This is a genomic window from Methylobacterium sp. Leaf100 (assembly GCF_001422845.1).
Lineage (GTDB): Bacteria > Pseudomonadota > Alphaproteobacteria > Rhizobiales > Beijerinckiaceae > Methylobacterium.
The window spans coordinates 71,515-94,043 of record NZ_LMMW01000023.1; the positions used below are offsets into that span (position 1 = coordinate 71,515).

The 22,529-nt window shown below is 71.4% G+C and carries 23 protein-coding genes; 9 read left to right on the top strand and 14 right to left on the bottom strand.

Annotated elements, in window-relative coordinates; translation table 11 throughout:
* Nucleotides 1-20: 20 nt before the first annotated feature.
* Together ASF25_RS12975 and ASF25_RS12980 are read left to right on the top strand one after the other, a co-directional pair.
* Nucleotides 21-305, top strand: coding sequence for a hypothetical protein (locus ASF25_RS12975; protein WP_056305074.1), 285 nt, complete (start codon nucleotides 21-23; stop codon nucleotides 303-305).
* Between the two features lie 85 nt (nucleotides 306-390).
* The gene (locus ASF25_RS12980; protein ID WP_056305076.1) at nucleotides 391-972 is read left to right on the top strand and encodes a hypothetical protein; all 582 of its coding nucleotides are present in this window, start codon (nucleotides 391-393) and stop codon (nucleotides 970-972) included.
* 19 nt (nucleotides 973-991) lie between these two features.
* On the opposite strand, the gene ASF25_RS12985 is transcribed toward ASF25_RS12980, so the two are convergent.
* From ASF25_RS12985 to ASF25_RS13020, 8 genes are all read right to left on the bottom strand, one after another.
* A complete protein-coding gene (locus ASF25_RS12985) occupies nucleotides 992-1,384 on the bottom strand; it encodes a hypothetical protein (RefSeq protein WP_082502677.1) in 393 nt (130 codons plus the stop codon).
* 13 nt (nucleotides 1,385-1,397) lie between these two features.
* A complete protein-coding gene (locus ASF25_RS12990; RefSeq protein ID WP_056175461.1) occupies nucleotides 1,398-2,279 on the bottom strand; it encodes a 3-hydroxybutyryl-CoA dehydrogenase in 882 nt (293 codons plus the stop codon).
* 198 nt (nucleotides 2,280-2,477) lie between these two features.
* Nucleotides 2,478-3,431, bottom strand: a complete 954-nt coding sequence (locus tag ASF25_RS12995; RefSeq protein ID WP_056175458.1) for an FAD-binding protein — start codon at nucleotides 3,429-3,431, stop codon at nucleotides 2,478-2,480.
* A gap of 96 nt (nucleotides 3,432-3,527) precedes the next feature.
* Nucleotides 3,528-4,277 (bottom strand): electron transfer flavoprotein subunit beta/FixA family protein, encoded by a 750-nt coding sequence (locus ASF25_RS13000; protein ID WP_056175455.1) that lies wholly within the window; start codon nucleotides 4,275-4,277, stop codon nucleotides 3,528-3,530.
* Between the two features lie 476 nt (nucleotides 4,278-4,753).
* Nucleotides 4,754-5,326 (bottom strand): cob(I)yrinic acid a,c-diamide adenosyltransferase, encoded by a 573-nt coding sequence (locus tag ASF25_RS13005; RefSeq protein ID WP_056175453.1) that lies wholly within the window; start codon nucleotides 5,324-5,326, stop codon nucleotides 4,754-4,756.
* 128 nt (nucleotides 5,327-5,454) lie between these two features.
* On the bottom strand, nucleotides 5,455-6,069 hold the full coding sequence (locus tag ASF25_RS13010; RefSeq protein WP_056305077.1) for an acyloxyacyl hydrolase: 615 nt from the start codon (nucleotides 6,067-6,069) through the stop codon (nucleotides 5,455-5,457).
* A gap of 151 nt (nucleotides 6,070-6,220) precedes the next feature.
* Nucleotides 6,221-6,406: a twin transmembrane helix small protein gene (locus ASF25_RS13015; protein WP_056175447.1), complete on the bottom strand. Its 186-nt coding sequence runs from the start codon at nucleotides 6,404-6,406 to the stop codon at nucleotides 6,221-6,223.
* 291 nt (nucleotides 6,407-6,697) lie between these two features.
* A complete protein-coding gene (locus tag ASF25_RS13020; RefSeq protein ID WP_056305079.1) occupies nucleotides 6,698-9,439 on the bottom strand; it encodes a TIGR02302 family protein in 2,742 nt (913 codons plus the stop codon).
* 178 nt (nucleotides 9,440-9,617) lie between these two features.
* Between ASF25_RS13020 and ASF25_RS13025 the strand changes: the two genes are divergently transcribed.
* Nucleotides 9,618-10,238 carry a DUF533 domain-containing protein gene (locus ASF25_RS13025; RefSeq protein WP_244473009.1) on the top strand — a complete coding sequence of 207 codons (621 nt, stop codon included), beginning with the start codon at nucleotides 9,618-9,620 and terminating at the stop codon, nucleotides 10,236-10,238.
* Between the two features lie 137 nt (nucleotides 10,239-10,375).
* Here ASF25_RS13025 and lysA read toward each other — a convergent pair whose 3' ends face one another.
* The 6 genes from lysA to ASF25_RS13055 form a co-directional block, all read right to left on the bottom strand.
* Nucleotides 10,376-11,653, bottom strand: coding sequence for a diaminopimelate decarboxylase (gene lysA / locus ASF25_RS13030; protein ID WP_056305081.1), 1,278 nt, complete (start codon nucleotides 11,651-11,653; stop codon nucleotides 10,376-10,378).
* Between the two features lie 123 nt (nucleotides 11,654-11,776).
* Nucleotides 11,777-12,145 (bottom strand): lipoprotein, encoded by a 369-nt coding sequence (locus tag ASF25_RS13035; protein ID WP_056261573.1) that lies wholly within the window; start codon nucleotides 12,143-12,145, stop codon nucleotides 11,777-11,779.
* 210 nt (nucleotides 12,146-12,355) lie between these two features.
* Entirely contained in the window at nucleotides 12,356-12,628 is a 273-nt protein-coding gene (locus ASF25_RS13040) for a hypothetical protein (RefSeq protein WP_056175436.1), read from the bottom strand.
* A gap of 172 nt (nucleotides 12,629-12,800) precedes the next feature.
* Nucleotides 12,801-13,535: a hypothetical protein gene (locus ASF25_RS13045; RefSeq protein WP_056305083.1), complete on the bottom strand. Its 735-nt coding sequence runs from the start codon at nucleotides 13,533-13,535 to the stop codon at nucleotides 12,801-12,803.
* A 194-nt stretch (nucleotides 13,536-13,729) separates the two neighbouring features.
* Nucleotides 13,730-14,368, bottom strand: coding sequence for a DUF1134 domain-containing protein (locus tag ASF25_RS13050; RefSeq protein WP_056175429.1), 639 nt, complete (start codon nucleotides 14,366-14,368; stop codon nucleotides 13,730-13,732).
* A gap of 189 nt (nucleotides 14,369-14,557) precedes the next feature.
* On the bottom strand, nucleotides 14,558-15,418 hold the full coding sequence (locus ASF25_RS13055) for a 3'(2'),5'-bisphosphate nucleotidase CysQ (RefSeq protein WP_082479211.1): 861 nt from the start codon (nucleotides 15,416-15,418) through the stop codon (nucleotides 14,558-14,560).
* Nucleotides 15,419-15,643: 225 nt separating this feature from the next.
* Here ASF25_RS13055 and ASF25_RS13060 point away from each other — a divergent pair, with 225 nt between their 5' ends.
* The 6 genes from ASF25_RS13060 (at nucleotide 15,644) to ASF25_RS13085 (ending at nucleotide 22,514) form a co-directional block, all read left to right on the top strand.
* On the top strand, nucleotides 15,644-16,369 hold the full coding sequence (locus tag ASF25_RS13060) for a histidine phosphotransferase family protein (protein WP_056261564.1): 726 nt from the start codon (nucleotides 15,644-15,646) through the stop codon (nucleotides 16,367-16,369).
* A gap of 237 nt (nucleotides 16,370-16,606) precedes the next feature.
* Nucleotides 16,607-19,369, top strand: coding sequence for a hybrid sensor histidine kinase/response regulator (locus ASF25_RS13065; RefSeq protein WP_056305084.1), 2,763 nt, complete (start codon nucleotides 16,607-16,609; stop codon nucleotides 19,367-19,369).
* Nucleotides 19,370-19,406: 37 nt separating this feature from the next.
* Nucleotides 19,407-19,898 (top strand): chemotaxis protein CheW, encoded by a 492-nt coding sequence (locus tag ASF25_RS13070; RefSeq protein ID WP_056175682.1) that lies wholly within the window; start codon nucleotides 19,407-19,409, stop codon nucleotides 19,896-19,898.
* 48 nt (nucleotides 19,899-19,946) lie between these two features.
* Nucleotides 19,947-20,348: a response regulator gene (locus ASF25_RS13075; RefSeq protein ID WP_056175413.1), complete on the top strand. Its 402-nt coding sequence runs from the start codon at nucleotides 19,947-19,949 to the stop codon at nucleotides 20,346-20,348.
* Nucleotides 20,349-20,523: 175 nt separating this feature from the next.
* The gene (locus ASF25_RS13080; protein ID WP_056175680.1) at nucleotides 20,524-21,618 is read left to right on the top strand and encodes a chemotaxis response regulator protein-glutamate methylesterase; all 1,095 of its coding nucleotides are present in this window, start codon (nucleotides 20,524-20,526) and stop codon (nucleotides 21,616-21,618) included.
* Nucleotides 21,615-22,514: a protein-glutamate O-methyltransferase CheR gene (locus tag ASF25_RS13085; protein ID WP_056175412.1), complete on the top strand. Its 900-nt coding sequence runs from the start codon at nucleotides 21,615-21,617 to the stop codon at nucleotides 22,512-22,514. The genes ASF25_RS13080 and ASF25_RS13085 overlap by 4 nt, the downstream gene beginning before the upstream one ends.
* The last annotated feature ends 15 nt before the right edge of the window (nucleotides 22,515-22,529 follow it).

Below are 22,529 nucleotides of genomic sequence, written 5' to 3' on the forward strand. Positions count from 1 at the left end.
GCGCCATCCACGAGGGTCACATGGCAGAGCAGCTTCACGGACAGGATTCCCGCCAGGGCAAGAAGGGTAAGCCGGTCCTCGCCGTCCTGCTGGGGAGCCTCGCGCTCCTGGCGGTTGCCATCGTCGGCCTGATGACCTGGCAGGGCTCGCAGTCCCCGCCGGACTACGCGTCGCAGACCAAGGCCGGCGCCCAGAACCCGGCCGCCCCCGCCCAGGCGAATAACGGCCTGAAGTCGGACATGCCCGCCAGCACCGGCAGCACCGTCCCGGCCAACACCCAGCCGTCCACGAACTCCGCGCGCTGATCGCTCGGACCGAACCAAAGGCCGGCCCCGCACCCGCGGGCCGGCCTTTTTCGTTGGGATCGACGGCAGGCGGGATGCGCCCGGCATGACCAACCACGTCACGACGCGCTGCACGGTCCGCGGCCCCGCGGAAGCGGTGGCGGCGTTCCGGGCGCTGATGGTGGTGGCGGTGGATCCACCCCGGCGTTCCGCCCCGGCCTCGTCCGTCCCGGGTCTGCTGGCGCGCCTGCGCGGCCTCGTCCGGGGGCGTGAACCGGGCGCGGCGCCGCCCGTCGAGCCGCCGCTCCTGGCGATGGACTTCAACCGCATCCTGCCGATGCCGGCCTCCCTCACCGCCTATCCCGAACAGACCGCTTGGCTCCTGGAGCACTGGGGCACCCAGCGCAACGCGGAGTCCTACACGGAGACGGCGTGGCACCAGGACGGCACCGCCGTGCTGGAGTTCTGCATCGCCACGGCCTGGAGCTTTCCCGCACCGGTGTTCGCGGCGCTGCACGGCCGCTTCCCGACCCTGTCGTTCGACATCGTCGGGTTCGAGGAGGCCTGGCAGTTCGCCGTTGCAGGCACCTACGGCCCGGGGGAAACCGGCGCCGTCGAGATCGAGCCGACCGCCGACCTCTACGCGCGGGTGTACGGCGTGCCGCCCGAGCCGGGCGCGGAGGCCTGACGCCGAAGGCCCACCCGCGTCAGCCCTGCCGGCGCTCGAACCGGATCGGCCGGTGCCCGTCCGCCCCGACCCGCATGTCGACGGTCCAGAGGCCGCCCTCATCGCCCGCGAGGGTGAAGTGGAGGGCGTAGACGAGCGGGTCCGACGCCGGATGGTCGCGGAACTCGACTTCGTCCAGCCACCACGGGGCCGGGTCGTCGCCGCAGGCCCTGCGCCGATCCACGAACAGGTCGAGGTAGGCCGCCGCCGTCGCGCGCAGGGCGGGCAGCGTCGCCGGCATGGCGTCCGCCACGGCGGCGTGGGCGGGGTGCACCACCCCGTTCCGGTCGTCGAGGTGAAGGCAGACCGGGCCGATCGCCGCGACCCAGCCCGACCCCGCGCGGGTGTAGCTCAGCGTCAGCGCATCCCCCACGCGATGGGCCGCCTCAGCGGGTCGGGACCGGCGTCTCGCCGCGATAATCGTAGAAGCCGCGCTTCACCTTGCGGCCGAGCCAGCCGGCCTCGACGTACTTCACCAGGAGCGGGCAGGGGCGGTACTTCGAATCGGCCAGCCCCTCGTAGAGCACCTGCATCACCGACAGGCAGGTGTCGAGGCCGATGAAGTCGGCGAGCTGGAGCGGGCCCATGGGGTGGTTGGCGCCGAGCTTCATCGCCGTGTCGATGGATTCCACCGAGCCGACGCCCTCGTAGAGGGTGTAGATCGCCTCGTTGATCATCGGCAGCAGGATGCGGTTGACGATGAAGGCCGGGAAATCCTCCGACATGGTCGAGGTCTTACCGAGCTTGGCGATGAAGGCCTTCGCCGACTCGTAGGTCGGGTCTTCGGTGGCGATGCCGCGGATGAGCTCGACCAGCTGCATCACCGGCACGGGGTTCATGAAGTGGATGCCGATGAAGCGCTCGGGCCGGTCCGTGGACGCGGCGAGCCGCGTGATCGAGATCGACGAGGTGTTGGTGGCGACCAGGGCCTCGGGGCGCAGGGAGGCGCAGAGCGTGCTGAAGATCTGGCGCTTGGTGGTCTCGTCCTCCGTCGCCGCCTCGATGACGAGGTCGCACGGCGCCAGGTCGTCGAAGCTTTCCGCCCCGACGATGCGGCCGACGGCGCTGCGGCGCTGCTCCTCGGGGATCGTGCCCTTGGCGACCTGACGGGCGAGGTTGCCGTCGATGGTGGCCAGCCCGCTACGGATGCGGGCGGGGTCGCGGTCGTTCAACCGGACGTCGAGACCCGCCATGGCGCAGACATGGGCGATGCCGCTGCCCATCTGCCCGGCGCCGACGATCCCGACGGTCCTGATATCGATGCCCATTGCGGTGAATCCAAACCCCCGAGGCGCTTCACGCCCACCGCCGGAGCGACCCGGCGGCAGGTAGGTCTGCGGCTATGAAAACGCGCGTCGCACCAGAATCTTAGACCATTTCCAACCCGAGGGCAGCCCGGCGGAGACCGTTATTCTCGCGCCGGACCTTTGCCGGACCCTTGGGCGCGGCCGTCCTCGTCGGCGGTCCTACTGCCCCTTGGCCTTGACCAGCTCGGCCTGGAAGTCGGGCACCACCTGGAACAGGTCGCCGACGAGGCCGTAATCCGCCACCTGGAAGATCGGCGCGTCCTCGTCCTTGTTGATGGCGACGATGACCTTCGAGTCCTTCATGCCGGCGAGGTGCTGGATCGCGCCCGAGATGCCCACCGCCACGTAGAGGTCGGGGGCCACCACCTTGCCGGTCTGACCGACCTGCCAGTCGTTGGGGGCGTAGCCCGCATCGACCGCCGCGCGCGAGGCGCCGACCGCCGCGCCCAGGGCGTCGGCCAGGGGCTCGATGAGCTCCTTGAACTTGTCGGCCGAGCCCAGCGACCGGCCGCCCGAGACGATGATGCGCGCGGCGGCGAGTTCCGGACGGTCGGATTTCGCGATCTCCTCGCCCTTGAAGGTCGATCCGCCGGCGGCCGGCGCGGCCCCCGAGACGGCCTCGACGGCGGCGGCGGCCCCACCCTCGACGGCGGCCTTGAACGCGGCCGTGCGGACGGTGATGACCTTCTTGGGCTCCTTCGCCTGCACGGTCTGGATGGCGTTGCCGGCGTAGATCGGCCGCTCGAACGTGTCTGGCGAGACCACCGTGATGATGTCGGAGATCTGGGCCACGTCGAGGAGGGCGGCGACCCGCGGCAGCACGTTCTTGCCCGTGGTCGAGGCGGCGGCGATGACCACGTCGTAGGCGCCCGCGAGGGCGGCGATCCCGGCGGCGGTGGGCTCGGCCAGCGCGTGGTCGTAGACGGCGTCCTCGGAGAGCAGCACCTTTTCGACGCCCTCCAGCTTGGCGGCGGCCTCGGCGGCGGTGCGGCCGCCGGAGCCCAGCACCAGGACGTGGACGGGCGCGCCGAGTTGGGCGGCGGCGGTAAGGGCCTTCAGGCTCGCATCGCGAACCGCACCGTTGTCGTGCTCGATGTAGAGGAGGGTGGCCATTCGGGGGACCTCGGGAAGTGTCGGGGCCGGGGGCCCGTCGCCGTCGCGGCGCCGGGCCTCACACGGGGGAGGGCGAGGAGAGGTTAGGAGGCGGGGTCAGATGACCCCGGCTTCGACCTTGAGCTTTTCGACCAGGGCCTTGGCCGACTCGACCTTGACGCCCGCCTTGCGACCAGCGGGCTCGACGGTCTTCAGCACCGTGATCCGGGGGGTGACGTCGATGCCCAGCGCATCGGGAGTCAGCTCCTCCAGGGGCTTCTTCTTCGCCTTCATGATGTTGGGCAAGCTCGCGTAGCGCGGCTCGTTGAGGCGCAGGTCCGTGGTGACGATGGCCGGCAGCTTGAGGCTCACGGTCTGCAGGCCGCCGTCGACCTCGCGGGTCACGTCGATGGCGCCGTCGCCGAACTCGACCCGGAAGGCGAAGGTACCCTGCGGCCAGTCGAGGAGGGCGGCCAGCATCTGGCCGGTCTGGTTGGAATCGTCGTCGATGGCCTGCTTGCCGAGGATGACGAGCTCCGGGCCCTCCTTGTCCACCAGGGCCTTGAGGATCTTGGCCACGGCGAGGGGCTCCACGAGCCCGTCGGTCTTCACCAGGATGGCACGGTCGGCGCCCATGGCGAGGGCCGTGCGCAGGGTCTCCTGCGCCTGCTGCGGGCCGATCGACACCGCCACGATCTCCGTGACCTTGCCCTTCTCCTTCAGCCGGATGGCCTCCTCGACGGCGATCTCGTCGAAGGGGTTCATGGACATCTTGACGTTGGCCAGATCCACGCCCGAGCCGTCCGCCTTGACCCGGATCTTCACGTTGTAATCGACGACCCGCTTGACGGGCACCAGAACCTTCATGGCGGTCACTATCCTCCGCGCGGATGTTTTTGGGGAGGGCCGGCGCGGCGCGCGGAGGACCCCCGGCACGTCCGGCGATCCAGAACCCTCTCATTTGAGGCGGCGGACCGTAACGACGAGGTTTCGGCCTTGTCAACGCACGTGCGGGGACGCACCCCGCGCCGGGGGACCCGATGGATTCACCGAGCGGCGCTTCCGGGGGCGGACCGCGTCGCCGTCCAGGCATCGCGAGACGGCCCTCCACCCGTGGCGACGGCCTTCGCACCTCCCGCGGGACGCGCCGGTCTCACCTCCCGAAAGGCGATGGCCTTCACGCATCGCGCGGGATGCGCGGGCCCCCTCTCCTGAAAGGAGAGCGGGCCTGTCGTGCTCCACGCCGGCTCAGTGCGGATTTCGAAAAGAGGCAGTCAGCGGATTGGGAATCCGGCACGGACCGGGACGGCGTGCCGCCCGCGATCGGATCAGCGATGCTCCGATCAGCGGTTCTTGCCCGGCACCCACAGCACGTCGTCGGCGCCGTTCGCGTTGGCCGTGCGGCTCGCTACGAACAGGAAGTCCGACAGGCGGTTGAGGTATTGCAGGGCCGGCGCCGAGACGACCTCGCCCTCCGTCGCCGCGAGGGCCACGGCCAGCCGCTCGGCCCGGCGGCAGACGGTGCGGGCGAGGTGCAGGGCGGCGGAGGCCGCCGAGCCGCCGGGCAGCACAAAGGATTTCAGGGGCGACAGGTGCGCGTTCAGGGTGTCGATGTCGGCTTCCAGGCGCTTCACCTGGGCGTCGACCATGCGCAGGGGCTCGTAGGGCAGCGGCGTGCCGGTCTCGGGCGTGGCGAGGTCGGCGCCGAGGTCGAACAGGTCGTTCTGGATCAGGCCCAGCATCGTATCCAAAGCCGGTTCGGCATGGAGCCGGACGAGGCCGATGCAGGCATTGGTCTCGTCCACCGTGCCGTAGGTCTCGATGCGCAGATCCGCCTTCGAGCGGCGCTCGCCGCTGGCCAGGGCCGTCGAGCCCTTGTCGCCCGTGCGGGTGTAGATGCGGTTGAGCGTGACCACGGGCTGTCCGATCGTCGGAGGGGCAGGCATGCCCCGGGGAACAGAGATATCCCGGGAAACGCCCGAGCCCGGCCGGTCGATCCTTCGGGCACCGGAATCCGGCGGACGTGTCCCTGGATCCGCTCAGGTCAGAACGTGTAACCGATCTTGCCGCCGTAATTGGTCAGGCCGCGGTTGTTGCTGCACAGGCCTGCGTTCGACATGTGCTCGACGGTGGCCATGATGCTCCAACGCTCGCTGAGGCGGAAGCCGAGGGCGGCGGCCTCGCGGAACAGGGGACTGCAGCCGAGGGAATTGAAGCCGGGCGGCGTGGTGGCCTTCAGGCCGGTGTGGCCGTTATGGGCGGCGGCGCCGAAGAAGCCTTCGAGGAAGACGATGTTGTTGAAGGTCTGCGGGAACAGGTCCACGGTCCAGGTCGCGCCGAGATAGGCGTAGCTGGTGCGGCCGCCGAAATTGTAGCTGCCGCCCGCGGTGGGACGCGGCACGAAGGCCTGCCAGAACGGATCGAGGCTCACCAGCGGCTTGGCGAACAGAATCTCGCCGTTGATGTTGTTGGTGTCGCGCTCGGCGCTGCCGGGGTCCTGCACGGCGCCGCCGATGCGGACCTCCGAGACGAAGCTCATGGGCTTGACCGGGGCCGCGTAGGCGGCCGGCATCGATCCGCCGCGCAGATCGGCGGCCTGGACCGGGACGGCGGCCAGGGCGAGGGCGCTGGCGAGCAGACGGGACGAGTTGGAAAGCATCGGGACCGATCCGGTTGTAGCGGGCCTGTCTAGCACGGGGCCACGGAGCCGCGTCAGGCCACGGACCGCTTAATCCGCCCCATCCTCCCCGATAGACCGGCGGTGAGACCTCCCCGCCACACCCCGGGGGATCCCGCCGGGACCGGAGCGATCAGGTCGAGCGCCACCACACCACGCCCATGATCAGGACGATGGCCACGAATTGCAGCAGGACGCGCAGGCGCATGAGCCTCTGCGAGACGTTGGCGCTGCCGCCCCGCATCATGTTGACGAGGCCGAGCAGCAGCACGACGGCCACCGCCGCGCAGGCGAGGAGAACGAGGGTGTTGGAGGACATCACGGGGTCAGGATCTCGCGGCTGGGGCGTCGGCGCGCCGATCGGAACAGGGGGCCGAGCGCCGACACGACGGCACGCTCCCCATATGGACTTCGGCTCCGTCGCCGCCCAGGGGCCGGGATTTCGGCATCGGTCGCGAGGGCGAAATTGCGCGGATCAATGTCCGACAACGCGTCGCGGTCGGCGTGGAGCGCGACGGGCCCCCTCTGCGAAACGGCGATCATTTCCTGACGAGGCGGCGTTGTCCGCGCCTCACCACACCGCGCTGGCCCGGAAAGAGCGGGGGACCGCTCAGTTCCGGCGCAGCAGGCGCTCGAAATAGTCGAGCTCCTCGCGCGGGCGGCTCGGGTCGCCGAGCTTGCGCCGCAGCTCCTCGAGGATCCGGCGGGTGCGCTGGACGGCGGATTCGTCGGCGGTGGGCACCCGGGCGTTGCCGCTCGTCATGTTGCGCCCCTTGTTGGGACGCCCAAGGGGGTCGTTCTCGCTGTTGCCCGCCTGGCCCTGTTGACTCGGGTTCTGCCCCCCCTCCTGCTGGCCGTCCCCCTCGCCTTCGCCCTCCGCCATCTCCTGCATCTGCTTCTGCATGCCCTCGGCGCCGCGCTTGAGCCCGTCGAGGGCACGCCCCTGTGCATCGACGGCCTCGCCCTCGCGGCCCTGGCCCAGCGCCCCTTCGGCCTCGCGCATGGCCTCTTCGGCTTCGGACAGGCCGTCCTCGCCCTCCATGCCGAGGTCCTTCATCTTGCGCTGCAGATCCTGGAGGCGCTCCCGCAGTGCCTGCTGGCGCTCGCCCTGTCCTTGACCCTTCTGGCCCTTCTGACCCTGGCCCTGCTGGCCTTCGCCGTTCTGGCCCTGTCCCGGCTGGCCCTGTCCCGGCTGGCCCTTCTGGCCGGGCTGCTGCTGACCGCGCGGCGGGCGCTGACCGGGCCGGGGCTGGCCGGACCCGCCTTCCTTGTCCTGGCCCTCCTTGAAGGTCTGGTCGCGCAGCTCCTGCTGCTCGCGGGAGAGCTTGTCGAGTTCGTCGGCCTGCTTCGCCATCTCGCGCGAACTCGGATCGGCCTTGCCGCCGGGCTCGGCGGTCTGGAGGTTCTCGAGGATCTCGCGCAGCTGCTCGAGGAGCCTCTGGGCCTCCGCCGTGTCGCCGCGCTTCATCGCGTCGGCCATGTCCTTCAGCATCTTGTTGAGGTCGTCGGGGGTCACGGTCTTGCCCCCTTGGGCCGGCGGCTGGCCGTCGGCCTTGGGCTTCTGGCCCTTCTCCTTCTGGCGCTCGGCCATGTTCTTCATGAACGTGTCGAGGGCCTTCTTCAGATCCTCCGTGAGCTTCTGGATCTCCTCGTCGGGGGCGTTGCGCTCGATGGCCTGCTTGAGGTTGTCCTGGGCCGCGCGCAGGCTCTTCTCGGCGTCCGAGAGGTCGCCGTCCTCGATCTTGAGGGCCATCTCCCACAGGAAGTCGGCGACCTCCATCAGGGCCGCGTCGTTGCGGGCGGCGCGCAGGCGGCGCGATGCGGTCTTGAGACCGAGGAACACGCTCGGCTGCGGGGTGAAGCGGTCGGGCGCGATGAGGAGGGCATCGAGGGCGGTGAGGACCCGGCCCCGGCTCTCGTCGGGGGCGGTGATGAGGCGGCGGCGCTCCTCCGCCAGGGACCGCGCCAGGGGTTGGGTGAACACGCGGGCCGGCAGGGTGATCTCGGCCGTCTCCGTGCGGCCCTCCTGGCCGGCCTCGTCCTTCGCCACCAGGGTGAGGCGCACCCGGGCGCCCGACCACGGATTGTCGGTGAGATCGACCAGGGTCTTGGTGTCGGCCTCGCCGGCGGCGTCGGCCGGTAGCGCGAGCGCGATGCGCGGCGGCGGCACAAGGGCGCGGGTGCCGGCCAGGGGCTCGACGATCCCCTCGGCCGACGCGATGCCGTAATCGTCCTTGGCCCGGTAGGTCAGGTTGAAGGTGCCGCGGGTGTTGACCTCGAGGGCGCCGATGCGGCGGATCCCGGGCGGCAGGTCGGGAATTGTCTCGACGAGGAGGTGCTGGAGCGGCGCCCCGCCGGCCGCGATGGTGAGTTCGGCGGTGCCGCCCGTGAGCCGGAACCGGTCCTCGCGCAGGTCCGCGTGCGGCGGCTTGTTCGCCTGCGGGGCTTTGTCCCCCTGCGGGGCTTGGTTCGCCTGCAGGGCTTTGTCCCCCTGCGGGGCTTTGTCCCCCTGCGGGGCTTGGGCCGGCAACGCCGTCAGGCCGGATTTCGCGTCGAGGGTCGCCGCGCCGTGGCCGGCGATGCGGATGATCAGGGTGGAATTCACCGGCGCGCGCAGGCGCTGCTCGGTGCCGTTCATGGTCACCACCAGGGGCGGCAGGCGGGTGTAGAGGGGCGGGTCGATCCAGCCGTCGACCCGGAAGCTCGGGGCGGGCGGGGGCGGCAGGGTCCAGTCGAAGGCGCCCGCGAGGCGCTGGCGCCACTCGGCCCCGGCGACGAACAGGCTGGCGACGGCCGCCGCCAGGAGGGCGGCGCGCAGCGCGAAGGGATCGCGGCGGGGCATGTCGGGCCGGGGCGGGGCGGCCTTCAGGCGGGCCACCGCCTCGGCCGACCGGCGCTGGTGCAGGGCCCACAGGGCCCGGGTCGCGGGGTCCGCGGTGCCGAGCGCCAGGGTATCCTCGATGGCCGAGGCCGGACCGTGGACGAGGGCACCGTCGCGGCCGGCGGCCTCGCGGTCGATGCGGGCCAGGGCAGCGCGCCGGCTCGGGCGCCGCAGGGTCGCCAGCGGCAGGAGGGCGGCCACGAGGGCGAGGCCGAAGGCGGCGAGCCCCACCATGCGCCACGTCGGCGAGAGGTCGAGCCACAGGCCGAGCCAGGACAGGGTGAGGAAGGCGAGGGCGAGTCCGAGCCCGCGCCACAGGATCGGCCAGGCGCCTTCCCACAGCGCGGCCGTCTGCGACCAGGAGACGAGGCGGTCGAGGCGCCCGCGAAGGGCGGCGCCGCCGGCGGTGGTGGCACCACCCGGGCTGGAAGCGCGTGTCGCGCCGGACGTCGCCGGGTCGGCCTCGGCCATCGTGTCGGGTTCCTCTGGCGCCGTGGTCCTCTGACGCCGGACGCGCAAGCTAGCATGGTGGCCGCCGGGGGCGATCGGGTCAAATCAGCCCATGGCGCGCCGGGGCGGAGCGTCGATCTGAACCGAGGCGCCCCGGCCGGGGTTGTGGATCGATTGCACATGACGAAGGGGGCATCCGATGTCCGAGGTACAGCAGGCCGGGCCGGGCGATTCGGCCGCACGCAGCATGGTCGATGCGCTGGTGCGCACCCGCCGCACGGGACTCGCGGCGACGGCGGCCCTCGGCGGCCTCGCCCTGGTGGCGGCCCTCGCCACGAAGGCCCTGCGGGGCGCGCCCGCCATGCAGTCCGGCGATCCCAAGGCCTCCGATCCAAAGGCCTCCGATCCAAAGAGCACCGACACGAAAGCGCCCGCACCCCCCGGCGCCACACCGTTCGACCACATCACCGTCGGCGAGGACGAGGCCCGGACCATGCTGCGCGCCATGGTGGCGGCGACCCTGGCGGACGGTCTGGTCGATGCGGGCGAGCGCAAGCGCCTCGACGACGCCCTGTCGGCGGCGGGCATCGAGGCCGACGGTCGGCGCTGGCTCGAGGCGGAACTCGCCGACCCGGCGGACGTGGACGCCATCGCCGAGCGGGCGACCAACCCCGAGCAGGCGGCCCGCATCTACGCGGCGGCGCGCCTCGCCATCGACCCCGACACCCTGCAGGAACGCAAGTTCCTCCAGGACCTGGCCGAGGCGCTGGATCTCCCCGTCGAGGCGACCGAGCGGCTGGAGGCGGAACTGGCGGCGTGAGTCCGGGATCGTTTCCCCGGCCGGGATCGACCGAACCACTCGAAGCGCATCCCCTCGCCCCGCTTGCGGGGAGAGGCGATGCACTCCGGGGTTCAGTAAACTTTTGACGATCTGCGCCGGGGGGTTACCCCAAACTCTCAAGCCGTCTCCGCCAGCCACTCCGGCACGCGGTCGAGGCCGATGAGTTCCTCGTAGGTCTGGCGCGGGCGCACCACGGCCCAGTCGGCGCCGCGCACCAGCACCTCGGGCACGAGGCGGCGGGTGTTGTAGGTGCCGGCCTGGACGGCGCCGTAGGCGCCGGCACTCATCACCGCCATGAGGTCGCCGGGGGCCACCTCGGGGATGTCGCGGGCGAGCGCGATGTAATCGCCGCTCTCGCAGACGGGGCCGACCACGTCGGCGACGAGCCGGGGCGTCTCGGGACCGGCCTCGAGGACCGGACGCAGGCCGTGATAGGCGTCGTAGAGGGTCGGGCGGATGAGGTCGTTCATGGCCGCGTCGACGATGACGAAGGTCCGGCCTTCCGCGCGCTTCACGTAGAGCACGCGGGTGACGAGGATGCCGGCGTTCCCGGCGATCATCCGGCCGATCTCGAACACCGGGCGCAGGCCCAGACTCGTGAAGTGCGGGCGCAGGATCGCCGCCAGGGCCGAGGGGTCCGGCGGCGGCGCGTTGTCGTCGCGGTAGGGAATGCCGAGGCCGCCGCCGAAATCGATGTGGTGCAGGGCGTGGCCGTCGGCGAGAAGATCACGGGCGAGGCCGGCGAGGAGCCGAGCAGCATGGTCGAAAGGCGCCAGATCGGTGATCTGGCTGCCGATGTGCATGTCGACGCCGGAGACCGCGAGGCCCGGCAGGGTGGCCGCGTGGGCGTAGACCGCGCGTGCGCACGCGATCGGAATACCGAACTTGTTCTCGGATTTGCCCGTGGAGATCTTCGCGTGGGTTCCGGCGTCGACGTCGGGGTTCACCCGGATCGAGACGGGGGCCGTGAGGCCGAGGCCGGCGGCGACCCCCGACAGCACGGCGAGTTCGGGCTCGCTCTCGACGTTGAAGCAGTAGATGCCGGCCTTGAGGGCGGCGGCCATCTCGTCGGGGGTCTTGCCGACGCCGGAGAACACGATCCGCTGCGGATCGACTCCGGCGGCCAGAGCCCGGCGGAGTTCGCCTTCCGACACGATGTCCATGCCCGCCCCCTGGCGGGCGAGGGTCGTGAGCACCGCCTGGTTGGAATTCGCCTTCATGGCGTAGCACACCAGGGCGTCGTCGCCCGCGAACGCCTCGGCGAACACCCGGTAATGCCGCTCCAGGGTGGCGGTGGCGTAGCAGTAGAACGGCGTCCCGACCGCGTCGGCGAGGCCCGTCAGATCGACGTACTCGGCCGCGAGGCGACCGTCGCGGTAATGGAAGTGATGCATCGCGTGGCCTTGGACGCAGGGCTTTTCGGAAGGGCTTTTGGACGACGGGCTTCCGGACGACGGGTCTTGGGCACCCGAGAGGACGAAGATCCCGGAGGGCGAAAACCCCGGAGGAGGCCGGCCCTAGAGGAGCGGGTCGAGGAAGAACGGCTGTTTCGGAACGACGTAGCCGCGCTTGGCGCCGCGCCCGGTCAGGATCGGCGCCTCGCTGCCCGACCCCGGCACCACGGCGGCGTCGAGCTCGTCGCCGGCCCGCACCGCATCGGGATCCGGCGTGGCGGCACCGCCGCCGAGGCCGACGCTTTGGGGGAGGGCGCGGGGGCTCGCGGGCGCCGTGCCGGAGAGGCGCGCGGTGGGCGGATTCGGCGCGGCGGAGCCCGGCGGCGGTTCGAGGCCGCCGCGCCGGCCGCAGCCGGCGGTCGCCAAGGCGACGAGGCCGAAGGCCGCGAGGATCGTGAGGGGGCGCGACGGGGCGCCGTGGGATCTGGGCATCGGGGCTTTGGGGGTCCGGCACGCGAATGGCCCGCACCATAGCGGCTGCCGGCCCGCGACGCGAGGGAAACGGCCGCGCTTATCCCATGGCGCGCATGGGTCCACCGGAAAACCGGTCCACTGGAAAACCGGTCCACCCGAAAAACGGTTCTGCGGAAAACCGGGCCGCACCCTGCGGTGCGGCCCGGCCGAGACCACGGGGCGGTCCGGCTACTTCTTATTGGCGGGGTTCTTCTCGTAGGCGTCGATGGCCCGGCGGCAATTCTCCGACAGCTTGGTCCAGTTGGTCTGGAAGCACTTGTCCATGGCCGGATCGTCGGGGGAGATGTTGCCGCAATAAGTCAGGTAGTCGCCGGTGCAGTACTTCTTCAGGGTCTCATTGCCGCGCTTGGTCTGCGGCGCCGGCTGCGCCAGGGCCGGAGCCGCGGCGAGGGACGCCGTGGCGGCCAGGGCGAGGACGATCGAAGCTAGTTTCTTGGCCATAGGGGGCGCAGTCCGTCTCGAAGTCAGGAGGGAATGGGCGACCGGATGCTGTGCTCGCGTGGTCGAAACAAGGCACATGCATGGTCGACGCATGGAAAGTTTGCTTATCTACGCCGCAGCCTGAACGAGACGCAACGGCGCGTCGGGAGCCCCGTTCAGCGGGGGAACCCGTTCAGGAGCGCGCCATCGGATAGGCATCGACGGCGGGCAGGCGGTCGCGGCGCATGAGACTGTCGGCCACGTCCGTGATCCGGGCCCGCAGGGCGGCGGTGTCGGCGTCCTGGGGCGCCGTGCGCGCCACGGAGCGCGCCAGGGCCTCCTCGGCGGCGGCGAGGCTCGCCCGCAGGGTCTCGCGTTCCGCCGTCAGGGTCGCGCACCGGGCGGCGAGGTCGATCCGCGCCGGGTCGCCGTCCGCGGCGGGCGCGGCATGATGGCGCCGCACGAGATCGTCGAGCAGATCGCGATGCGCGTCCTCGAGGACCCGCAGGGTGGCGAGCCCGACCGCGCCGTCGGCCCGCGCGACGGTGAGGTCGCGTTCCACGCCGTCGAGGGTGGCCCGGGTCTCGGCGATTTCCGCCTGCCGCTCGCGCAGGGCCGCCTCCCGCGCCTCGACGGCCCGGGAGAGGGCGGCGGCCTCGAGGGTGCGGGCGCCGATGGCGGCCATGTCGGCGTGGCGGGCGGCCTGCACGGTCTCGACCCGGCGCTCCAGGCGGCGGCGCGCCACGGCGAACTCGGCCCGCAGGTGATCCTTCTCGGCTGCGACCTCGGCCACGGACAGGGGCAGCCGGGCCTCGATCCGGCGGCGGGACAGGCGGATGGCGCGCGCGTTCACCGCCGGCAGCAGCAACAGGGCGCACAGGGCAGCGGCGAGGAAGCCGAGCGCGAAGATCATCACGGTTTCGATCACGCGGGCACCCTCATCCCTCACACCGGAACAAGCCGATCGCGGCCGTCGTCACGGCCGCGTCAGGTGCTTTAACCCGAGTCGATGAGGCAGGGCGAGGGTGGGCGTGCCACACCCCGCCCCGGAGTGGTGTGCGGAACGCCCCGGGCGCGGCCCATGCCCGCACCGGGCGGGGAAGGGCTTCGGACAAGCGTTCCTCAGAACGGGTTCCAGGTCGGCTTGTCGGTGAACTTGAGGTAGCCGATGTTGATGCCGAGACGCGCGCCGACGCCCGTGCGGATCGGCACCACCACGACATCGTCGGCGGTCACCGCCGTCATGCCGAAGCCGCCGATGAAGTAGGCCGAGCCGTCGACGCCGACGAAGCGGCGGTAGAGCCCCTGCACCGACGGCAGGTTGTAGACGAGCATCATCGTCCGGTCGCCGTCGCCGCCGACGTCGAACCCGATGGACGGGCCCTGCCAGTAGATGCGGCGCTTGCCGGCGTTGCGGGTGTAGAACGTGCCCTCGCCGTAGCGCACGCCGCCCACGATGGCGCCGGACGCTTCCTGGCCGAGGATGTAGCCGTTGGGCTCGCCCCAGCGTCGGGTCGCCTCCTCGACGGTGAGGGCGAGGCCGCGCGACATCGAGCCGAAGAAGCGGTGGCCGTTGTCGACGATCTCGGCGGGCCGGAAGGTGCCGGACCCGGCTTCGTCCGGGGCGGCCGGCGCCGTGCGGGCCGGACCGGCCAGGACGGGTGTGCCGTGGACGAACGCCGGGGCGAGCAGCGCGGCGGCCAGGGCGAGGCGGGCGCCGAACCGGGCCGGGGCGGGGCGGGGGGAGGGACAGTTCAGCATCGTGCCTCGTCGCGTGCGGTGCCGGATGGCGTCCCGGCGAAAGATCCCGAGCGAGAGGTCCCCAGCGGGAGACCCCCAGCAACAGACTCCGGGCCACGCTCCCGCGCCCGGATCACCCCGATCATGACGCGAGACAAGGTCAACACCGGGTTAACGCGAACGCATGCGGTCAACGCGAACGGATGGCGCTCAGACGTGATGCCCGGCGGTGGCGCCGACCGACCGGCGCGGCGCCGGGCTGGACGCCGGCAGGGCGAGGCGGGTGGCATAGGTCCGGTCGCCCAGGGCCGCGAAGGGGCCGTTGCGGTAGTGGCGCCCGTAATGCCCGTAGGTGATGGCCTCGCCCGACGGCACCACGACGCAACCGCCCGCGCTGGTGAGCACGTGGTCGCCGGCCGCCGTGTCCCATTCCATGGTGGGTCCGCAGCGCACGTAGATGTCGGCCTCGCCCGAGGCGATGAGGCAGAACTTGAGGGCGGAGGCCGCGCCCCGCCGCCCGCCCACGGGCAGGTGGGAGAGACAGGCCTCCGTCTCGGCGTCGCCGTGCCGGCTGCTCACGAGGGCGACGAGGCCGTCGGCCGGCACCGGGCGCACGCCGATGGCCCGGTGCGGCCCCGGCCGGCCGGCGACGATGGTCGCCTCGAAGGCCGTGGCGCCAGCGCCCCAGACCCGGCCGAGACCGGGGGCGGCGAGCGCCGCCGCCACGGGGCGGTCACCCTGAACTAGGCCGATGTTGACGCTGTATTCCGTGTTGCCGGCGAGGAAGTCCTTCGTTCCGTCGAGGGGATCGACGAGGAAGAACAGGTCGGCCGGCGGACGGTCGTAAGAGGATTCTTCGGCCACCACCGGGATGTCCGGCCAGTGCCGCCCGAGGGCTTCGAGGATCAGAGCCTCGGAGGCCGTGTCGGCGAGGCTCGCGGGGGAGCCGTCGCCCTTCAGCACGTGCGGACAGTCGCCGCCGTGGTAGCCCCGGAGGATCTCGCCCGCCTCGCAGGCGATCTCCGTCAATGTTGCGGCGATCCGGTCGCGCGTCGGGGCGTCGAGATGCATGATCCCTAACCTCATGCCCCGGCGCGGACGGGTTGTCGAGCCGGCACATGGCCGCGCGGGACGCTTTTCCGGTCCGGCATCGGCGCTTTTCCGGTCTGCCGTCGGCGCTTTCCAAAGTATCCGGCGCCGTCTATTCGGTGCCCTTGGCGATCGGCCGCGACGGTGCGCAGGACAGTCCGGCGATATCGCCGGCGGCCCCTTACAGTGCCTCGCGCGGAGCGCAAGATGACCCTCGTCCAACTCGATGCCCTCGACCTCTCTGCACTGCTGTGCTCCCGGGTCTGCCACGACGTGATCAGCCCGGTGGGCGCCATCGTGAACGGCCTCGAGGTGCTGGAGGACGAGTCCGACGCCTCTATGCGCGAATTCGCCCTCGAACTCATCGCCAAGAGCGCCCGCCAGGCCTCTGCCCGGCTCCAGTTCGCCCGCATCGCCTTCGGGGCGGCGGGCTCGGCCGGGGCCTCCATCGACCTCGCCGACGCCGAGAAGGTCTCGCGCGGCATGTTCACCGACGACAAGACCCAGCTCGCCTGGAGCGCGCCCCAGGCCCTGTACCCGAAGAACAAGGTCAAGCTGATCCTCAACCTCGTGGTGATCGCCCAGAGCGCGATCCCGCGCGGCGGCCTCATCGACGTGACCGTGAAGGGCGACGGCGAGGCGCCGACCATCGTCATCACCGCCAAGGGCTCGCACGCGCGCATTCCGCCCCATGTCGAGGCGCTCATGGCCGGCACCCCCGAGGGCGGCACCGTGGACGCCCACGCAATCCTGCCGTTCTATGCCGGCCTCGTGGCGCGCGCCGCGCAGATGGACGTGAGCTTCGCGATCACCGGCGACAGGGTGACCATCGGGGCGGTGCCGACGCCGGAGCCCGACGCGAGCCCGGCGCCCGAAGCGACCGCGGCGCCGCACCCGTCCGACGACGAGCCGCCGGAAACCGCCCTCGCCTGATCCGGCGGACCCGAGGATCGGGCGGGGTGCGGGGCCGGCCGGCATCGCGTCACCCGGGGACCGGGCTCGCGGACGCGCGGCGAACTCCATTAACCATAGTCCGACACGAAGCGGCGCAATAACAAATATTGCTCCGTTCCGTTCCATCGTCTCGTCAAAGGAAACCGTTCACTAACCCATGCCGGCACAATGTCCGTCTGCACAGACCGTAGTGCGTATCTGGACCGAGTGCCTCTCATGGACGACTTGTTGCGTGAGTTCCTGACCGAGAGCGCCGAGCATCTCGACACCGTCGATGCCGAGCTCGTGCGTTTCGAGCAGGACCCGAACAACCAGACGATCCTCCGGAACATCTTCCGCCTCGTCCACACCATCAAGGGCACCTGCGGGTTCCTCGGCCTGCCGCGCCTGGAAGCCCTGGCGCACGCCGCCGAGACCCTGATGGGCCAGTTCCGCGACGGGATGCCGGTGACCGGCCCCGCCGTGAGCCTGATCCTCGTCACCCTCGACCGCCTCAAGTCGATCCTGGGCGACCTCGAGAAGACCGGCACCGAGCCGACGGGCAGCGACGACGACCTCATCGACGCCCTCGACGTGATGTCGGCCGGGCCGATGGAAGCCGCAGCCCCGGTGGCCGCGCCGGTCCCGGCGCCGGAGATCAGGCTCCCCGAGCCGGTCTCGCGCGAACTGAAGCCCGGCGAGGTCACCCTCGACGATCTCGAGCGCGCCTTCCTCGAGGCGGAAGGCCCGGATCCGTTCGACGCCCCCCTGCCCGTGATCGCCGCGGCGCCCGCGCCGGTGGCCGCCCCCTCGGCAGCCCCCTCGGCCGCCAAGGCACCCGCCCCGGTCTCCGCGCCCGCCCCCGTGGCCTTGGCGCCCGCCCACGACGAGCCGGCCGCCAAGGCCCCGGCCAAGGACGGCCCCTCCGAGGGCGGCACCGAAGGCGGCATCGCCAAGGTCCAGACCATCCGGGTGAACGTCGACACCCTCGAACACCTCATGACGATGGTGTCCGAGCTGGTGCTGACCCGCAACCAGCTCCTCGAGATCGCCCGCCGCCACGACGATTCCACCTACAAGGTGCCCCTGCAGCGCCTCAGCCACGTGACGGCCGAGCTGCAGGAAGGCGTCATGAAGACGCGCATGCAGCCCATCGGCAACGCCTGGCAGAAGCTGCCCCGCGTGGTCCGCGACCTGTCGTCGGAACTCGGCAAGCACATCGAGCTCGTGATGAGCGGCGCCGAGACCGAACTCGACCGCCAGGTCCTGGAGGTGATCAAGGATCCCCTCACCCACATGGTGCGCAACTCCGCCGACCACGGCATCGAGTCGGCCGCCGACCGCAAGGCCGCCGGCAAGCCGGCGCGGGGCACCATCCGCCTGTCCGCCTATCACGAGGGCGGCACCATCACGATCGAGATCGCCGACGACGGCAAGGGCCTCGACCTCGCCGCCATCCGCCGCAAGGCCGTGGAACGCAAGGTCGCGTCCCAGGCCGAAGTCGAGCGCATGACCGACGCCCAGGTGGCTAAGTTCATCTTCCACCCCGGCTTCTCGACGGCCGCCGCCATCACCTCGGTCTCGGGCCGCGGCGTCGGCATGGACGTGGTCAAGACGAACATCGAGCTCATCGGCGGCGTCATCGACATCAACACCCAGCTCGGGCGCGGCACCACCTTCACCATCAAGATCCCCCTGACCCTGGCGATCATCGCCGCCCTCATCGTCAAGGCCGGCGCCCAGCGCTTCGCGGTGCCGCAGGTGGCGGTGCTGGAACTCGTGCGCGTCGACAAGTCGACGGCCCAGCAGGTCGAGCGCATCAACGGCTCGCCGGTGCTGCGCCTGCGCGAGCGGCTCCTGCCCATCGTCACCCTGACGGGCGTGCTCGGCCAGGCGGCCTCCGCGGCGCCCATCGATTCCGGCTTCGTGGTGGTGGCCCAGGTCGGGCGCCAGCGCTTCGGCATCCTCGTGGACGAGGTCTTCCACACGGAGGAGATCGTCGTGAAGCCGATGTCCTCGAAGCTGCGCCACCTGCCGCTGTTCGCCGGCAACACCATCCTGGGCGACGGCGCCGTGGTGCTCATCGTCGATCCCAACGGCATCGCCCAGCAGGTCAGCCAGAGCGCCCAGTCCGGCGCGATCCCCGTCGAGGCCGAGGCCGAGGAGACAGAGGCCGCCGACGCCAAGGCGACCCTCCTGGTCTTCAAGGGCGGGGCCGGCAGCTACAAGGCCGTCCCCCTCTCCCTCGTCACCCGCCTCGAGGAGATCGACGCGGCGAAGGTCGAGTGGGTCGGCGGGCGTCCGCTCATCCAGTATCGCGGCCGCCTGATGCCCCTGGTGCCGGCCGATTCCTCCATCACCATCCGGGATTCCGGCACCCAGGCCCTGGTGGTGTTCTCCGACGGCGAGCGGGCCATGGGCCTCGTGGTCGACGAGATCGTCGACATCGTCGAGGAGCGCCTCGACGTCGAGATCTCGGCCGACCGCTCCGACCTCATCGGCTCGGCGGTCCTGCGCGGCCGCGCCACGGAGATCATTAACATCGCCCACTTCCTGCCGCTCGCCTACGACGACTGGGCGCGCGGCCCGAAGAAGGCGGCCAAGCGCTCCTCGACCCTGCTGCTCGTCGACGACTCGGCCTTCTTCCGGGACATGCTGTCCCCGGTCCTCAAGGCGGCCGGCTACAACGTGATCACGGCGGCCAGCGCCGACGAAGCGGTGGCGACCCTGCTTTCCAACGGCCGCGTCGACGTGGTGGTCTGCGACCTCGAAATGCCGGGCCGCAACGGCTTCGACCTCGTCGGCGCCATGCGCAAGGTCGAGGGCCGCGTCGCCGGCCTGCCGGTGATCGGCCTCTCGGGCACCATCGGTCCCGACGCCATCGCGCGCGCCCGGACCCTCTCCATCCTCGACCTCGTCGCCAAGTTCGACCGCAGCGGTCTCATCGCGGCCCTCGCCGAGATCGATGTCGCCCCCGCCGCCCAAGCCAACGCCGCCTGATGCCGGCCCTCGTGCACGTTCGGAGCTCCAGTCCATGATGCAGGCCGCAAACAGCAACGCCGCGCGGGCGGATGCCGCCACCACCAACGACTTCGTCACGGTGTTCGTCGGCGAGACCATGTTCGGTCTCGCCATCGACCGGGTCCACGACGTCTTCATCCCCGCCGGCGTGACGCCGGTGCCGCTGTCGCCGCCGGAGATCGTCGGCCTGCTCAACCTGCGCGGCCGGGTGGTCACCGCCCTGTGCCTGCGGCGCCGGCTCAGCCTGCCCGACCGGGACGGCGAGGCCAACCGCATGGCCATCGGCCTGGAGCAGGGCGGCGAGACCTTCGCCCTCATCGTCGACGGCGTCGGCGAGGTCCTGAAGCTCGGGCCCGACACCCACGAGCCGGTGCCGATCAACCTCGACGCACGCTGGCGCGACCTGTCGCTCGGCGTCCACCGCCTCCAGGGCCACCTCCTCGTGATCCTCGACGTCGATGCGCTCCTGGCCTTCGGCACCCCCCGCCTCGCCGCCGGCGCGGCCTGATCCCATGCGCCGCCTACCGATCCCGCCGCTTTCCACGGGGACACACCGATGAAGACCTGCCTCGTCGTCGACGATTCCGCCGTGATCCGGAAGGTGGCCCGCCGGATCTTCGAGACCATGAACTTTCAGGTCGGGGAGGCCGAGGACGGCCAGATGGCGCTCGCCGCTTGCGGCGAGGCCATGCCGGACGCGATCCTGCTCGACTGGAACATGCCGACCATGGACGGCTACGACTTCCTCAAGGCCCTGCGCCAGACGCCGGGCGGCGAGAAGCCGAAGGTGCTGTTCTGCACCACCGAGAACGATGTCGGCGCCATCGCCCGCGCCCTGCACGCGGGCGCCGACGAGTACATCATGAAGCCGTTCGATCGCGAGATCGTGACCGCCAAGCTCGCTCAGGTCGGTTTCGTCAACGAGACAGCCTTCGCCAGCGAGGCCGGCGCCCTCTGAGACCACCCGCCGGGCGTCCCGCCCGGCTGGACGCGACCCGCCCCCGTCCGCTCAGCCGAAGCGTCAAGGACCCATGCTGGCACTCAACCCACTCTCCGCCGCTCCCTACACGGGACCGGCCGCCTCGGGACTAGGCACGACGGGACCGGCCACGACGGGACCGCGCATCCGCGTCATGATCGCCGACGATTCGGCCGTGGTGCGTGGCCTCGTCGCCCGCTGGATCGCCGAGGCCGGCTACGACGTGGTCGCCACGGCCGCCAACGGTCGCATCGCCGTGGAGGCCATGGCCCGCCACGACCCCGACGTGATCCTCCTCGACATCGACATGCCGGAGCTCGACGGCACCCAGGCCCTGCCCCTGCTGCTCGCCAAGAGCCCGGGCGTGCAGATCGTGATGATGTCGACCCTGACGACGCGCAACGCCGACATCTCTCTGCGCTGCCTGGCGCTCGGGGCCGTGGACTACCTCGCCAAGCCCGAGAGCAACCGCGGCGTCACCACCTCGGACGCCTTCCGCACGGACCTCATCGAGCGGGTGCGCCTGTTCGGCTCGTCGCGGGCTCGCAAGCGCGGACCGGGCCTCAGCCTCGCCGGTTCGGCGACCCCGGCGCCCGTGCCGCCGCCGAAGCCCACCGCCCCCATCGTCCTGCGGCCCAAGGCCCGCTCGGGCGTCAGTCCGCGCGTCCTTCTCATCGGCGCCTCGACGGGCGGACCGAGGGCCGTCGGCGAGGTGCTGGAGAAGATCGGCAGCGCGACCCTGCGCCAGTTTCCCGTCCTCATCGTGCAGCACATGCCGCCGGTGTTCACGGCGGTGTTCGCCGAGCACCTCGGCGCCCGCACCGGCCTGCCGGCCGCCGAGGGCAAGGCCGACGAGCGGCTCCAGCCCGGCCGGATCTACGTCGCCCCGGGCGGGCGCCACATGGGCCTGACGGGGGCGGCCGGACGCTCGGACGTGTCGATCCGCCTCCATGACGGTCCCGTGGTCAATTTCTGCCGCCCGGCCGTCGACGTCCTGTTCCAGGACGCGGCCGCGATCTTCGGGGCCTCGGCGCTCGCCGTGGTTCTCACCGGCATGGGCTCGGACGGCACCGGCGGGGCGCGCGCGCTCACGGAAGCGGGGGCCGCGGTGCTGGCCCAGGACGAGGCCTCCAGCACGGTCTGGGGCATGCCCGGCAGCATCGCCAAGGCCGGTCTCGCCCAGGCGATCCTGCCGCTGTCCGAAATCGGCGGCGCGCTACGCAACCTCCTCACGGGGCAGGGCTCATGACCGACGTCGAGTTCGATTTCCTGCGCAGCTACCTCAAGACGCGCTCGGGCTTGGCGCTCAGCGGCGAGAAGCGCTACCTCGTCGAGAGCCGCCTCGGGCCGGTCTGCCGGCGTTTCAACCTCGCCACCCTCCACGACCTCGTGAATGCCCTCAAGGGCGGGCGCGAGGCCGCCATGGAGAAGGCGGTGGTGGAGGCGATGACCACCAACGAGACGTTCTTCTTCCGCGACCGGGCGCCCTTCGACCTGTTCCGCGACGTGCTGCTGCCCGAAGCCATGGCCCGGCGGGCCGCCCAGCGCCGCCTGCGGATCTGGTGCGCCGCCGCCTCCACCGGCCAGGAGCCGTACTCCCTGGCGATGATGCTCCAGGAGGCCGCGCCGCGGCTCGCCGGATGGACCGTCGACCTCGTCGCCACCGACCTGTCGACGGAGGTCCTGGAGAAAGCGCGCGCCGGACTCTACAGCCATTTCGAGGTGCAGCGCGGCCTGCCGGTGCAGCTGCTCATCAAGCACTTCGAGCAGGTCGGCGAGCAATGGCGCATCGCCGCCCCCTTACGTCAGATGGTCGATTTCCGGCCTCTCAACCTGCTCCACGCCTTCGACGGCCTCGGCACCTTCGACATCGTGTATTGCCGCAACGTGCTGATCTACTTCGACGCCGCCACGAAGGGCGACGTGCTCGCCCGGATCAGCGCCTGCCTGTCCCCGGACGGCGCGGTCCTGCTCGGCGCCGCCGAGACGGTGATCGGTCTCACCGACCGCCTCGCCCCCAACCCCCGGCATCGCGGCCTGTACAATCCGGCCCCGGCCCAAGCCCGGGCGCCGGCCGGCCTGCCCCCGGCCGCCATGGCCTCCACCCTGACCCCGCCGCCCCTGCGTCGGGCGGTCGGCCTCTAAGCGGGTTTCGCAAAA